At 30.6% G+C, this 14,055-nt stretch carries 16 protein-coding genes; all 16 read right to left on the reverse strand.

Annotated features, from left to right (window positions below; all coding sequences use genetic code 11):
- Positions 1-242 precede the first annotated feature (242 nt).
- The 16 genes from gltS to C661_RS0110915 all read right to left on the reverse strand — a co-directional run bounded on the left by gltS (position 243) and on the right by C661_RS0110915 (position 14,047).
- Positions 243-1,451 carry a sodium/glutamate symporter gene (gene gltS, locus C661_RS0110835; protein WP_017415336.1) on the reverse strand — a complete coding sequence of 403 codons (1,209 nt, stop codon included), beginning with the start codon at positions 1,449-1,451 and terminating at the stop codon, positions 243-245.
- A 406-nt stretch (positions 1,452-1,857) separates the two neighbouring features.
- Positions 1,858-2,733, reverse strand: a complete 876-nt coding sequence (locus C661_RS0110840) for a response regulator (protein WP_017415337.1) — start codon at positions 2,731-2,733, stop codon at positions 1,858-1,860.
- Between the two features lie 5 nt (positions 2,734-2,738).
- Entirely contained in the window at positions 2,739-3,971 is a 1,233-nt protein-coding gene (locus C661_RS0110845; RefSeq protein WP_017415338.1) for a sensor histidine kinase, read from the reverse strand.
- Positions 3,972-4,506: 535 nt separating this feature from the next.
- On the reverse strand, positions 4,507-4,869 hold the full coding sequence (locus tag C661_RS0110850) for a MazG nucleotide pyrophosphohydrolase domain-containing protein (RefSeq protein ID WP_017415339.1): 363 nt from the start codon (positions 4,867-4,869) through the stop codon (positions 4,507-4,509).
- A 156-nt stretch (positions 4,870-5,025) separates the two neighbouring features.
- The gene (locus C661_RS0110860; protein ID WP_017415341.1) at positions 5,026-5,484 is read right to left on the reverse strand and encodes an 8-oxo-dGTP diphosphatase; all 459 of its coding nucleotides are present in this window, start codon (positions 5,482-5,484) and stop codon (positions 5,026-5,028) included.
- 181 nt (positions 5,485-5,665) lie between these two features.
- On the reverse strand, positions 5,666-6,868 hold the full coding sequence (locus C661_RS0110865) for a hypothetical protein (RefSeq protein ID WP_017415342.1): 1,203 nt from the start codon (positions 6,866-6,868) through the stop codon (positions 5,666-5,668).
- 287 nt (positions 6,869-7,155) lie between these two features.
- Complete coding sequence (locus C661_RS0110870; protein WP_017415343.1) at positions 7,156-7,674, reverse strand: GNAT family N-acetyltransferase; 519 nt, start codon at positions 7,672-7,674, stop codon at positions 7,156-7,158.
- 95 nt (positions 7,675-7,769) lie between these two features.
- Entirely contained in the window at positions 7,770-8,252 is a 483-nt protein-coding gene (locus C661_RS0110875; protein WP_017415344.1) for an NUDIX domain-containing protein, read from the reverse strand.
- 139 nt (positions 8,253-8,391) lie between these two features.
- Positions 8,392-8,931, reverse strand: a complete 540-nt coding sequence (locus tag C661_RS22765; RefSeq protein WP_017415345.1) for a hypothetical protein — start codon at positions 8,929-8,931, stop codon at positions 8,392-8,394.
- Between the two features lie 41 nt (positions 8,932-8,972).
- Positions 8,973-9,791 (reverse strand): class I SAM-dependent methyltransferase, encoded by an 819-nt coding sequence (locus C661_RS22770; RefSeq protein WP_017415346.1) that lies wholly within the window; start codon positions 9,789-9,791, stop codon positions 8,973-8,975.
- A gap of 119 nt (positions 9,792-9,910) precedes the next feature.
- Complete coding sequence (locus C661_RS0110890) at positions 9,911-10,462, reverse strand: AAA family ATPase (RefSeq protein ID WP_017415347.1); 552 nt, start codon at positions 10,460-10,462, stop codon at positions 9,911-9,913.
- A 41-nt stretch (positions 10,463-10,503) separates the two neighbouring features.
- Positions 10,504-11,097: a GrpB family protein gene (locus C661_RS0110895; protein ID WP_017415348.1), complete on the reverse strand. Its 594-nt coding sequence runs from the start codon at positions 11,095-11,097 to the stop codon at positions 10,504-10,506.
- Between the two features lie 150 nt (positions 11,098-11,247).
- A complete protein-coding gene (locus C661_RS0110900; protein WP_017415349.1) occupies positions 11,248-11,703 on the reverse strand; it encodes a hypothetical protein in 456 nt (151 codons plus the stop codon).
- A gap of 109 nt (positions 11,704-11,812) precedes the next feature.
- Positions 11,813-12,478, reverse strand: coding sequence for a class I SAM-dependent methyltransferase (locus C661_RS0110905; protein ID WP_017415350.1), 666 nt, complete (start codon positions 12,476-12,478; stop codon positions 11,813-11,815).
- A 67-nt stretch (positions 12,479-12,545) separates the two neighbouring features.
- Positions 12,546-13,193 carry a 3'-5' exonuclease gene (locus C661_RS0110910; RefSeq protein WP_192812659.1) on the reverse strand — a complete coding sequence of 216 codons (648 nt, stop codon included), beginning with the start codon at positions 13,191-13,193 and terminating at the stop codon, positions 12,546-12,548.
- Between the two features lie 71 nt (positions 13,194-13,264).
- Positions 13,265-14,047 (reverse strand): class I SAM-dependent methyltransferase, encoded by a 783-nt coding sequence (locus C661_RS0110915; RefSeq protein WP_017415352.1) that lies wholly within the window; start codon positions 14,045-14,047, stop codon positions 13,265-13,267.
- Between the last annotated feature and the right edge of the window lie 8 nt (positions 14,048-14,055).

A 14,055-nucleotide genomic window follows, 5' to 3' on the forward strand; every position in this document is an offset into this window, starting at 1 on the left:
TACCAATAAAATCTAGCATTTTCCCTCATGTATAAGTCATTTTTCTTTTACCACTATTTATATTTTATCACATATACTGTAAACCAAGAATTGAAATCTAAATAAAAAATAGAATTTACTATAAAAAGAGAAAAGCTAGAGTCTTAGTCTTAATTAGACTAAACTCTAGCTCTTCTCTCCATTGTTCAAGGGAAAATCTGCGATTTAAAGTAAGTTAAATTATTTCTTTTATATCTTCTCCATTATTTAACAAAGAAGTTCATAAATATTGTTATTATACCAGCGTTAAAAAAATCTATAAATAAACTTCCTACTAAAGGTACAATGAAAAAGGCTTTTGGTGCTGGGCCAAACTTTGTTACAATAGCCTCCATATTTGCCATTGCATTTGGTGTAGCTCCCATTCCGAAACCACAGTTTGCAGAAGCCATTACAGCTGCTTCATAATCCCTCCCCATTAAATTGAAGGTTACAAAGTAAGCAAATAAAGCCATTAGTACTGTTTGAGATAATAACATTATGATTAAAGGTAATGCTAAATCCGCTAACTGCCATAGTTGTAATGCCATTAAAGCCATGGCTAGGAATAATGATAATGCAATATTTCCTAAGATATCAATTTCATCTCCATAAATTTTAAATTTACTAGTAGAATCTGATAAATTTCTTAAAATAGCCGCAGCAAACATAGCACCTATATATGGTGGAAATGTCATGCCTGTTTTCTGAAGTAATGCTGAAATGATTGTCCCAATTCCCATAGCTAGAAAGATTTGTGCTGTTGCATTCATAAAGTTATTAGGAACTAATTTCTTAGTATTCCCCTCTTCAGTAGCTGCACTTTCTTCATGAGCTACTTCTGAAAAGCTTTTCTTTTTTGCCAGAAGATTATTCTTATCTATTAATCTCTTAGCAATAGGTCCGCCAATCATACTTCCCATTATAAGACCAAAAGTTGCTGATGCAATGGCTACAGTGGTAGCTCCCACTGCTCCTGCCTTTTCAAATACCGGTCCAAAGGCTCCTGCTGTTCCGTGTCCTCCTACCATAGGCACAGAAGCTGTAGCAAGTCCTATAAGTGGATTCAGTTTAAATAGTTTTGCTAAAAATACCCCAGTAAAATCTTGAAGAGTTACAAGGGATACTGAAATGGCAAGAAATATGAAAACTTGTACTCCACCCTTTTTTAACAGCTTAAAGCTAGCTGTAAACCCAATAGTTGTAAAAAATACAGTCATGAATAGTTTTTGTAGGGTTGCATCCATTTCTAGAGTTAACATACCCGTTTGTTTCAAAATTAAAGTCATTATTGCAAACAATAAACCACCTATAACTGGTGAAGGTATACAATATTTTTCAAGAAAAGTTGCTTTGCTTTTTATAAACTGTCCTATAAATAAAACTATAACTCCAATTGCTGCTGTTTGAACCATGTCCAATTTTAAAATCATATATTTCCCTCCTCCATAATTAATTAATATAAAATTAATTATAGCTAGTTACTACATCAAATAACAAAATACTACGGGAAACTTCCGAAAAATATTTTTAAATTTTCTAATTATTGATAACTATCTGTAATCAAGGTATGACTAATGGCTTAATATGATTTTTATAACCATATATTCAACGGTAAAATGCTTTGAATTTATGAGTATTTTATTTGCTTTAACACCATTTTACGAGCTTATTTCTAATTTAAAAGAGATTTGAGGTTTATATGATATTCTGTGGCTTCAAAGGTTGTATTATACTTTAACTTTATTTAATCCCCAAGGAATTATAGAAGGTCTTTAATCCAACCTTCTTATTAATTAATGAACAAGTTAATTTTTAGTAGCAAATTTGAAAGTAGAATTAACTTAGTTTTGCAATAATGCCTTCAATAAACTTTTTCACGCTAATCTTCCCAGGCTCTTCAGCAGGATTATTTATATGCCTAATCTCTTGTCTTATTTGTTTAAAATCAAAAATCAAGGTACTGTATTCTGTGAAAATGCTGTTGCTATAATCCTCACAGCCCAATTCCGCTATAGTAGTAAAGGCCTTTTGAATTGTTCTTCTCACTCTTTGTTCTAGAGCCTTCTTGCTTGCAGCAGTATTTTCTTTAATCCCCTCTTCTTCAACAACTTCTTCATATATGTCTTGCAATACATAATTCAAAGAAGGATTTTTCCTTCTTTGCTCTAATATTTTATAAATAATCTTTCTTAAATCATTACTTCCAATTACCGCTGAAATTCCTATGTCCGTAAAAATATTAGTTATTTTCTTATCTATATCCAACTGTTCAATTGTATTAGCTCCACTGTCCTTTAAGTTTAACACAGCATCTTTAATTAAATTCAATGAATTTTCTAGGTCAATATTCTCACATACACCCTTAATAACCTTTATAACTTCTATATTGTTAATAGGTTTGCTTATAAAAAACTTTATTCCACTCTCATAGGCTCTTGATACTAAAGCTTCATCTTCCACTTGAGATATCATAATGAACTTTCCTTTATACCCCATTTTAGTAGCAGAATTTATAGTTTCAATACCATCCTTAACAGGCATTAATAGATCTATAAGCACAATACTAGGGTTATAAAACAAGATTTCTTGCGCTCCATGCTCACCACTGTCTAATTCGCAAATTACACGACCTAAATTATTCTTTTTTATTATAATTCCAAGCATTTTTCTTATGTTAACATCATCATCAATTATTAAAAAAGTCTTTTCCATACTTATCACCTGCTCAATGAATTTTTAGGAATTCTCACTAAAAATGTAGTTCCTTCCTGTAATTTTGACTCTACAGAAATAGCTCCCTTTAAGTTTTCAATAATATTTTTTACATGAGCTAATCCAATTCCTGTAGAAGAGGTCCCAGTTTCCTCCTGAAATTTTGTTGTAAAACCTGGGTTGAATATATAAGGCAGCACTTCTTCTTCAATTCCACGTCCATTGTCTACGACTTTTATGTATATGTTTCCGTCCCTTTCCTGTTCTATGACATCGATATTGCAATTGTCCTCACAGGCTTCTATACTATTTATAATCAAATTATTTAATATTGCAAACAGGCTATAGTAAGGTATTATTTCAAAATTCTGTTCAAAGGAAAAATGCAACTTTACTTGAAGTCCATTAGCATTAATATATCTAGTTGTATTATCCCTTATAATTGTAAACACTGTGGATAAGGTCATAACCTCTTGATTTTCCACACTATTAATTAAGTCTTCTAATCCACTTGTAACCCTATGATAATCTTTTTTAATTTCATGTACTTCTCTAGCAATATTTAAGGTTTTTTCCTTTAATTTTTCTTCATGGCTATATTCTTCGTATAAACTATAGCTTTCTCCCATGACCTTTTCTATATCCTTCATAGATTTTTTCAAATAGAACATCTCACTTTGAATGTTAGACATTAACAAATTTAATTGAGAATATCTTTCCTGATGCTCTTTTTTTAAAATATATAATTTTTCTTTTTTATGAGCTAAACTTAATAGATAAACTATTAAACTTCTTATAATGGCCGCTAAAACAATTACCTTAAGCACCTTAATACTTATATTTCTTCTTATTAAAGCTTCAAAAATATTGCTTAAAGAATCTAAAGTTGCAAGAAGCAAGAAGCTATAGATAATATTCTCCTTATGTTGTCTAATTTTAGTTGCCTTTATTAAAGTTCCTAAAATTAAATAATATAAAAATGATGGAAAGTTAAAAATCAATCCTTGATAAATTTCAGCTTTAAACAATAATACACTTATAATAGTTCTTACAAATAACACGCCTATTCCACAAAATACCCCTAAGGTAATTTCTTCAATATCTTCTCTTGTTAAAATAACAAAGTTGAAAATAATAACCCCTATTGAAAGTTTTAAATCACTTTGAAAGGGATAAAAGTACACCTGAGCAAACAATGTTATTAATAGTACAATAAAAAAAAGCTTCTTTTCCTTCAACTTATTCCCCTCATTTACTAATAAAATTCTTTGTATAAATTTCTATAATACTGCAATATGAAGTTTTTATATTAGTTTTCTATAGGTATATTTCTTCATAATTAAATAATGAACAAGTTCATTTTGTGAAGCTGCTTTGGCAGCATTTTGGGACTAAACAAAGGTATCTTTGAATTTTTAGCAAAGAAAAAGGCACTCCATCTCTCTAAGATTAGTGCTTCTCTCAACCCAGTAATTAATTTAATAGCTTAAAGCTGAGAATATATACATAACTTAACATTAAGCCTTTAAATTTATTATTTATATTATATCATAGTAATTTTAAAAATAAACCTATAATCTAGCTTAGGCATCTTCAAAAAATGAATAAGTCAGTATGCTTGTCTATTTTGTGTTATACCGCGTCAACAGAACCCTTAGATAGCTCTACTATCTAAGGAACCTCTTTCCTTGTCTAACTCAAAATATACTTCACATCTTTGACTTGTTATTTATTTTCAGATGCCTTATCTTACTCTATTCTTAAAAGGATACTCTACTTGTTTTGTAAAAACTCCTTATGCTCAGTGACAAAGTCCCGCCCCATGTTTTTAAGATGCTTTTTAATAAAGGTCTCTGAAAACTCCTCTGGGGTAATTCCATAACAAGCTAAAGCATCAGTGTAATACATGATTACATCTACCATCTCTTCTACAAAAGCCCGCCTTACTTCAGAGTCATTCATTATAGCTTTTTCCCCGCGCTTTTTAATGATAGCTATAACCTCTCCCATTTCTTCAATGAGCCACAACAAACTGCTGCGTCCATTTTCAGGGATTAAAGGCATCCATTTTCCTTTATATTTTTCTTGTAATTCATTTTGCATTGACATAATTTCTGATATTGTTAAATCTGACATAATACACTCCATATTATTTTATTTTTTCTTATGGTTATAAAGGCTTTACATTTCCAAGGCAATAATATAATTAAATAGCTATAAAAAGCCATAAACCTTTAAGGGCTAATTCATATTTAAGCATCTTCACACCTTTGACTTCCTTTAAATTGCCTATTAATACAATTTTACTATCCAATCCTCACCTGACTTATTTCTCTCATACATAAATTCATTATAATTATCCGAATCAAAAACCTTTAGTAACTCCATAAAGTCATCCACTAATGCATAATCCTCTAATGAGTCCCTATGGATCCACTTCATTTCTCCTTCATCAGAAGAAACTAAAGTGCCCTCATATTTATCTGTCTTAAAGAGCAATACAATATATCTTTCGTCCTCATCTGTCTGAAATTGTTTAACTCCACATAGTTTAGGGTCTTTTATATTTAGCCCAGTCTCTTCATAAATTTCACGGATAACAGCCTGAACAAAGGATTCCTCCTTTTCAACATGTCCCCCTGGAAAGGTAAGTCCATGCCAATCTTTTTTCACCCTATCTTGAAGCAAAATCTTATCCTCATCATAAACCATACACAAAACTGTTACTATTGCCTTTTCACACTTACTCATTTTTATCTCCTTTTGTACTTAGTCCTCTTCACTTTCTCGTGACATTTCCAACTACAAGCTATTTCTTATAATAATCCGTAAAAATAATGGGCTAATAACATTTTTCCCATTATGCTTATCATATCTTATGTGATTTTCTCTTATGCCAAGTTTGTTAATTCCACAAGCTAACATTAAATTTCTAGTTTTCAGGAACTGTAATACTTCTTAAATACCTGCCTTGTCCTTGAATATTATCCGGTGCTTCAACAAAGGCTTCTCTCACTAAATATTCATTGGTTGCCCCGAAAATTTGGTGCCATAACTCATTTGCTATTTCCTTTATATCCACCAAATGTGTTACTGGTGTTAACTTTGTTGCGTTAGTTTCAAAGCTTTTAAAAATCTCCTTAACTTCTGGAAAAATATTGTTAAGAATAATATCTGAGACTTCCTTAACAACTGTATCCATTTCAAAGTCATAAAATACTGGAACCTTCACTGAAATACTATTATCACTTTCCTTTATGGTAAGGTACTCTAATTCTTCCAAGAAATGAGCTAAATCCTTCTCCTGTGGTGAAAGCTCAGTATACTGTATGTTTTTATTTGTTACATTGCATATTAACCTGCCACAGTCATATGCCATTTCTTTATTTTTCCTATCCAAAATTTTGTTATAGGCTATATTCACACCTCCAAAAGGACTTGATTCACTAAAACCCTTTTGTGCAAGCCTAAGAAATCTAAACATGTCTTTTCTTGAACCATTTAAATCTCCAAAGCTATTAAAGGTAAAACCACCGCTTCTGTAGTTATTGCTACTACACAAGATTTTATTGCTATGATTTTCAACTAAATCACTATTTTCATATGCAACTATGATATAATCTCTGTTTGCTGGCTGTAATTTTGATGCGCAAAAGGTATTTTTTTCTGTGAAAAAATCAAATGCTGTACCGTCAAAAATCTTGTCACAAACTACATGATAAAGTATGCGCTGATGACTATGGTGTTTTGAACATTTTAGCTCTAAAACTTTTTCATAAAGTTCATCCTTCAGCTCTATTACTTTTTTACCAATAACCTCACCAATGTCATTAAGGTAATTCTCCATGTCAATAACATCTTCTTCTAGAAAAATTGGGAATGTAACTCTATATCCATTGTTTCTAGCCTCTATTGCATTAATGAACTGAAGACTATTAATTAGATCAATTGCCACCACATCTTCTAGATTTAACCTCTTTGCTATTTCCCGACTATTTATAGAAAAGGGTTTGTTTTTAGCAATTAAGTACAAGATTTCAGAAGCATATTTTTTATTGCATACATAAGCTGGATTATAATCATCATATTCCCCAACATCTCCGAAAAAATAAAAATTCAGTTTTTTATTAATCATTTTAACTTCCCCAATCCCCATAAGATTAGTAATAATTAAACTACTCATACCTTTATTTCATTTTTATGTATTATTTCTTGAATATTGCAGACCAAAGTCAAAGTATAAGTTATATCTACATAAAACCTACCATAACTCCCTTAAGACCTTTTAAAAGCAAATAGAATAAATCTTTGATCTTAAGGCTTTTTCCTATTAAACTTGGTCATGCCCTTTTATCAAAAACGCTACCAGCATTTTTTCTAGGACTTTATTTGCTTCACTGTTAACTATTTAAACAATAATCACTAATCCTTTAGAAATTTACCCATTATAATGGAATCTATATATCCTTCAGTTGTTTTGATGGATTTTTTTCTTCTACCTTCTTCAGCAAAACCAAACTTTTTATAAAGACCAATGGCTGGTATGTTGTTCTCAAAAACTTCTAGCTCAATTTTTTCAACATGATTTAAGTCACACCACTCAATGATCTTTTTCATTATCATACTACCTAAACCCATTCCGGAATACTCCTTTAAAATAGTTATACCAAAGGTTACAGTATGATTTAGCTTACTCTTGCTGCTCCTATCTAAAGAAGCTGAACCTACCATTTTGCCCTGAATTTCTGCAACTAAAAAAAGTGCAGTGCTTAATATGTATTGTTCTTCTTGCTCCACAGTAATATTAAATTCGTCAGCCGTTGATGGGAAAAATGGAGATTCTTCCATAACTTGCTTAACCATCAATATCATTTCTTCAGCATCCTTAGGTTCTGCATCTCTAATTATTATATTTTTATTGTTTATTAAATCTTTTATCATTTTTTCTCCCCCTCATGTCTTATAAGTTTTAGTTAACGAATTAACCAGTTTGCATATCAAAATATTAATTATCATTTCAATTACTTTTTTATTATTTATTCATTGTATAATGGCTCTTCAATAAATGTTGGATAAAATTTATTGGTTTTTATATATTCTATTAACTTCTCATGAATGTAAGGTACATAATTAATATTCTTCAATTCTTCTATTTCCACCCATTTTGTATTACTTGTAACCGCTGGATTATTAGGGTCTATATCTGGTACAGATGGTGGCTTAATCTCATAGTTTCCATTTAGAAAACAACTAAATACAAGACTTATATGTGGTGTTTCTCCATAAATAAAGTTAGACTTATTAGGCTCATACTCATATACATATATCAAGTCACCTACAATAACATCTAAACCTGATTCTTCTCGTATTTCTCTCACCACAGCTTGTTTAACAGTTTCCCCTATTTCAACAGCACCACCAGGTATATTGTAGTATTCACCATTTCCAAATTCATTTAATAAAATCTTGTCATTGTTAATAACTATACCTCGTGCACTGACTCTTATATGAAAATTCATTAAATTCCTCCCCATTAATGACCTAAAAATTTCTTATGTTAAATCATTTATCTGCTTAATCAAAATTATAGTTCCCTCTGATATTCTATAGAATTAACTATAGTATATTGATATATGAAATCTTAAAACTTGGATAATTTTAATATATAGCCACTATATCTCTTAATATCTCTATATTTTTATCCATATCTCCCCAAAACTCTAATCTATGACCAACTCCATAAATTTGCTTTAAATAAATATTTTCTTTTTTACAATGATCTTTTAGAAGTTCAGCATTTAACTGCTTATCCTCTGTGCCTGCAACTACAGCTATAATGCCTTTTCCATATTTAATGTAAGGTAAGGTTTCTTCTATGGGTGTCAAAAATATGTGTCTTGCTTTAATACATAGTTCTTCCTCAATCCATCCAGCAATTACAGTTCCTAGACTTTTTGAAATAAATACTATATCATCATACTTCGGCAAGCCAAAGTTCTGTAATTGGGCTAAAACTGAATTCTTTATATCCCTTACACACTCTTCAAATGATTTATCCTGTTTAAAAAAATTATTATAATTAATAGCTATTTTTTCATATCCCCTAAGCTCAAATTTAAAACCAGCATAGTACAATAGCGGACAATCTACACTATAATTTGCTCCTGGAAATATCACAACCACTTTTTTATCCCCCAATTAATTCTCCCCCATATATATATTGTTATTAATGATGTTCATTATATCTTTTTAGTTATATACAAAGTAAAGTTAAATAATGCTCCTACATAACCACCATTGTGATTTATTAACTCCTCAATTTCTCTATTCATATTTTCAATAGCCAACTGGCTTAAACCATCAACTTTTGATGTAAAAGCTGGAACGGAATTGAGAACTTTTAAATATTGTTTAGCATTATTCTTTGTTTCTTCTGTGTACTCTATTTTTTCCACTAGTTCAAATAAACCAGATGCTTCAATCTCTGATTTTCTTTCATCATCCTCACATACTCCATCATGCTCTCTTCTTTGTGGTTTTTCACTATTTGTAGCATAGCTAGAAACATATTTGTTAACTATGCTATCAATATTTTCTCTTATTCCTATGGTTTCTGCTAATTCATCATTGCTTGAGGTGTACCAAAATAAAATAAGATACCCATTATCTTTCAAAAGTTCATGACATTTTTTGTACTTAATATTTTTATCTAGCCAATGAAAGGCCTGGGCTGAATATATCACATCAAACTTTTCATCATTGTCCACTTGCCACTGCTCAAAAGAAGCTATATCTACCGAAACCTTTGGATAGCTTGTACATTTATCCTTTAATATTGCAGCCATATCTTCTCCAAGTTCTATAGCATTTATAGCAAATCCTTTCTTTGCAAATTGTACAGTTGCTTTTCCTGTGCCTGCACCAATTTCTAATATCCTATTATTCAAACTTAAATCAGTTTTAAAGATAATATCTTCAATTAACTTCTCTGGATATGATGGTCTTATTTCATCATATATCTCAGCAATTCCTTTATAAGGTTCGATTTTCTTAATCATAAATTCCCCACCGCCTATATATCTTTAAATAATTATATAGTGTACATAAATCCTCTAAGTAAACTATTTCTTTTCTATAATTTCTCTACTCATGTGTCAGAGCTACCACCCTTAGATAATTAAAGTTGAAATCGCTGCTTTATCATCTTAGCAACCATTTCTGGTGAAAGATTTGAATTGTCTATTTTTATGTAGTTATCATAAGGAATTTCACCCTCATTGCTTACACATCTGTATTTTATGCTGTCGTTTATTAATCTTTGGTTAGATGCTTCAATATCTCTCTTTGATGCTTTATTTTTCAGACGATTTTCAGTAGCATTCCTTTGTAGTCTAATTTCTTCAGGCGCCACAAGCTCCACAAAAAATATATCTGCATTGTATTTTTTGAAAATATTGCAAACACCCTCAACATAATCCCAATCTGCCTGTTGGTCAAAGGCCCACATATATGTAAAAATCATTCCATATTGCTGAGAACTTGCAAATTCCTCAAAAATAACTTGTCTTATTTTACCGATAGCCTTTCCATTGAAATAGCCAAATATATCTAGTACGGGTTCAATAATCATATGATTGTGAAATAACCGCAAATCTGTAATTTTGGTAAGTTCTTGTCCAACAGTCATCTTACCCACTGCACTATCTCCAACAATAAAAACTAATTTCAAAATAACACCTCTTTTATCAACTATGAATAATATTTACTCAGTTATACTTGTTTAGCTGGATTATATCTATCTCCATATTTTTCTTTTGCCATTTTTGTGTACTTCAAAATGAAATCTGATTTAGCACTGGTATATCCATCTCTATTATGCTTATATTTATCCATAAGTCCTAATTTTAGCTTGCCATATTCATCAGCAACCTCTTTATGCTCCAAAAGGTAATCCCTAAAATATAATTCATTCCAATTATCAAAGTTGCGAACATGCAAGTGATATACCTTTTCTGCAAACCCTTCTTTTGTATAACCTTTATTAAAGGATAATTGCAGGTATGGACTTTCTTGAGATGACATCAATGCCCAACCACACTGACTTAAAATATTCTTGAATTTTTCAATATTTGTTTCAGAATCTACTTCTAATAAAATATCTACTGTAGGTTTAGAAATCAAGCCTTCAACTGCACTGCTTCCTATATGACTAATACGCATGATATTTTTATTATCAAGACAATTTAAAAGTTCTTCCTTCTCAATTTCATACCAATGCTTATAGTTATAGTTATGTTCTTTTAAAATGATAGGAAATAGCTCCCAAAGCTCCTCCAGTGTCATTTCTGATAATTCTTTCCCCATATTCATACCTCCATGAAATAAAAGTTAAATTATATTAATTTGCTATTAATTTTAATTCTTAAAAACATCCATTTCTAAGTTAATCATTAATCTGCATTTTTATTATAAATTCCTAGTTTCTTATTTTAGAATGCTGAAATAACTTTCAGCCTATTGACTATCCTTATTTAACTCCTTATTTACTTGTTGCTGAACTCTTCCAAATGAGATTTCCTTATTTTCTCCACCTAAGGTTAAAAAACTCTTTGCCAAATCCTCAACGGTAGGCTCTAATACATGCATAAATTGGTCATAGGCAAAATTAAATTTAGGATCATTTTCATCTTGTCCAAAAACAGAATATAAAAGTTGCTCAATCATTTGATCCATTCCCCATAGTTTCAAATGCAGTAGTTCATGTATAATCAATGCTTCTAAATTAGTTTGCTTTGGATTGTAATTATTTATCATTAATATGGCTTTTCTGTCCGTCACATCTATTTTAATATCACCACTTTTACGCCACTCTGTATTAACAATCTCATATTTTATATCCCAGTCTCTTAGCCTTAAAACATATTGCCATTTTGTTAGATAAGTTTCTATTAATTCTTCATCAAATTTCATAAATACTCTCACCTTTAATTTTAATATTTTAATAAGACTCTTTAATAATCTTTTTATTTATAAAGCCTAAAGATTATTGTAAATTCTTTCTTTGCTTCATAAGCAAAGCCTATCTTTTTCTTAACAACAACTTGAAATGTCTTGAAAATTTATTTGTATTATCAATATCATAATATTCTATTTCTTCAACAGGTATTTTTACAAATTCATAACCTACGAAATACTTCTTTATATCTTCTATATCAACATAAAAGTGTGGAACATTTCTTTCGGTATCATGTTCATCTCTTAAAATTGTATTTTCATCAACTCTTACATATTTATCAGCATTCTCATATGCTGTTGAGTTCTTTGAGTTTAAAGTTATAAATAACTCTCCATTTCTTTTCAGTATACGAGTAATTTCTTTTAGTGATTTTATAAACCCTTCTGTGTCAGTGTGGTAAATTACATTATAAGCCATAATGCAGTGAAAGGTTTCATCCGGAAATGGTAACTTAAGCATATCACCCTGCTCTATTTGAATTTCCATCTGTTCTTCCCTAGCCCAACTTCTCAAATGATTAATTCCACTTTCCGACAAATCAATTGCACTTACCTCGTATCCTTGCTTCGCAAAATACATAGAATGTCTTCCTAACCCACATCCCAAATCTAGAAATTTACTATATCCCTTTGATTGCCAACTTTCAGCTAAAAAACTTGCTTCAGTGGTTGGCACTAACCAATAATCTATTTCATTTTTATCCCAATCCCATGCTTTTGATTTAATCATATTTCCCCCACTACCTAATAAAATTAACTTGTGCTAATGTCATATATCTATTTTCATTTCCATTACCTTAGTAAATACAATCAAACAAACTAACCTGTACTGATTGATTATACTTTGTCTTTATCTCAGCAATCTTTAGTAACTCCTCTAAGTAAAGTATTTCTTTTTTCTTCTTCTGTACCTCTAATAATCCTAAAAATACCTGGGCAGTTAGTATGCAATCTGCCAAGGCTCTATGCCTATTTTCAGGTATTTCTAAGTTTAAAGCCTGAGCTAAGGTATCTAGTTTATAATTTTGCAAATCAGGTAATACATATTTTCCAAGTAAAATGGTATCCATTATAGGAGTTTTAGCAATAGCTTCATACTTTTCTGTATGATGTGATAAGATATTTGCTTCATACTTTGCATTTTGAGCTATAAATACATAATCCTTTTTTCCACATGAATTATTAACCTTTCTCATAACCTCATCTATGCAGGGCTTTCCTATTAAATCCCTATCTTTGATTCCAGTTTGAATTATACCTCGTTCTGTAAGATGACATCCTTCAGGTGGTTGTATAAGCCAACTTATAGAAGCTTTTTCATCTATGCTAAAGCCCTGTACTCTTTGTATTCCTAATTCTATTGGTTCTGGAGAACGTCCCTTTGGAGTTACGGTTTCAAAATCTATCACCAAAAACTCCGTGTCACTTAATAATTTCTTAGCCATAATCCAGATTGTTCCTTTCATTTATTTCACTTTTCATTGTATTTTAACAATATTTTGAAAGTCTAAAGGCTCTAGCTTTTCTCAGGTTTTTGAGCAAGAAATAATTCTACTGTATCCTTGATAATTATTTCATTTCCCGATTCCTCAATTGCCGATTTTATCCTGTGAAAAAGCTGAGACTTTATTGTTTCTTCTAAGGCTATGTGATTTGAATAAGTATTAAGTAATTCTATATATTCAACTCCAGTCATTTTCCTCATATTATGGTATAGCTTAAACTCAGCATTAATAAAACCATATTCCTCTATTTTGCTTATACTTGAATATCTTGGTTTGTCTTGGTTATTGGATGCCTCAATACTCCACTGTGGTAAAAGCTCTTTATAAATAGCTTGAATTTTTTTATGTACTGGATTATCCTCGTGATTTGGTGATGGTTTATTCCAAAATAAAGCAATTGTACCTCCACTTTTTATTACTTTATAAGCCTTTTTATACCCATACTCTTCTGGTATCCAATGAAAGGCAGTAGCAGAATATAACATATCAAACTTATTCTCTTCACAGTCATAATCTTCAAAGGCACATTGAATAACATTAAAGTTGTCATAAGCTTTAAACTTTTCTCTTGTATAAGAAGCAAGATTTTCCCCTAGTTCAACTGCAGTTACCTTACAATTTGCCTTTAAAAAAGGTTCTGTTGCTTGACCTGTTCCGCAGCCTATTTCTATAAGAGACTTACCCTTAGTGATTTTGCCATATTCCATTATATCCTTGTATATTTCCGTTCCATAACTTGGACGTCTCTTTTCATAAGTTAAGACTGCCTCATCAAAGGTATATTTTAACTCCATATAATCTT

Origin of the sequence: Clostridium tunisiense TJ (assembly GCF_000300195.1) — a bacterium.
GTDB lineage: Bacteria > Bacillota > Clostridia > Clostridiales > Clostridiaceae > Clostridium_J > Clostridium_J tunisiense.

Excerpts from the sequence above, each read along its gene's own strand:
- gltS (WP_017415336.1), bottom strand. The coding sequence starts at position 1,451 with ATGATTTTAAAATTGGACATGGTTCAAACAGCAGCAATTGGAGTTATA.
- C661_RS0110840 (WP_017415337.1), bottom strand. The coding sequence starts at position 2,733 with ATGGAAAAGACTTTTTTAATAATTGATGATGATGTTAACATAAGAAAA.
- C661_RS0110850 (WP_017415339.1), bottom strand. The coding sequence starts at position 4,869 with ATGTCAGATTTAACAATATCAGAAATTATGTCAATGCAAAATGAATTA.
- C661_RS0110860 (WP_017415341.1), bottom strand. The coding sequence starts at position 5,484 with ATGAGTAAGTGTGAAAAGGCAATAGTAACAGTTTTGTGTATGGTTTAT.
- C661_RS0110865 (WP_017415342.1), bottom strand. The coding sequence starts at position 6,868 with ATGATTAATAAAAAACTGAATTTTTATTTTTTCGGAGATGTTGGGGAA.
- C661_RS0110870 (WP_017415343.1), bottom strand. The coding sequence starts at position 7,674 with ATGATAAAAGATTTAATAAACAATAAAAATATAATAATTAGAGATGCA.
- C661_RS0110875 (WP_017415344.1), bottom strand. The coding sequence starts at position 8,252 with ATGAATTTTCATATAAGAGTCAGTGCACGAGGTATAGTTATTAACAAT.
- C661_RS22770 (WP_017415346.1), bottom strand. The coding sequence starts at position 9,791 with ATGATTAAGAAAATCGAACCTTATAAAGGAATTGCTGAGATATATGAT.
- C661_RS0110895 (WP_017415348.1), bottom strand. The coding sequence starts at position 11,097 with ATGGGGAAAGAATTATCAGAAATGACACTGGAGGAGCTTTGGGAGCTA.
- C661_RS0110900 (WP_017415349.1), bottom strand. The coding sequence starts at position 11,703 with ATGAAATTTGATGAAGAATTAATAGAAACTTATCTAACAAAATGGCAA.
- C661_RS0110905 (WP_017415350.1), bottom strand. The coding sequence starts at position 12,478 with ATGATTAAATCAAAAGCATGGGATTGGGATAAAAATGAAATAGATTAT.
- C661_RS0110910 (WP_192812659.1), bottom strand. The coding sequence starts at position 13,193 with ATGGCTAAGAAATTATTAAGTGACACGGAGTTTTTGGTGATAGATTTT.
- C661_RS0110915 (WP_017415352.1), bottom strand. The coding sequence starts at position 14,047 with ATGGAGTTAAAATATACCTTTGATGAGGCAGTCTTAACTTATGAAAAG.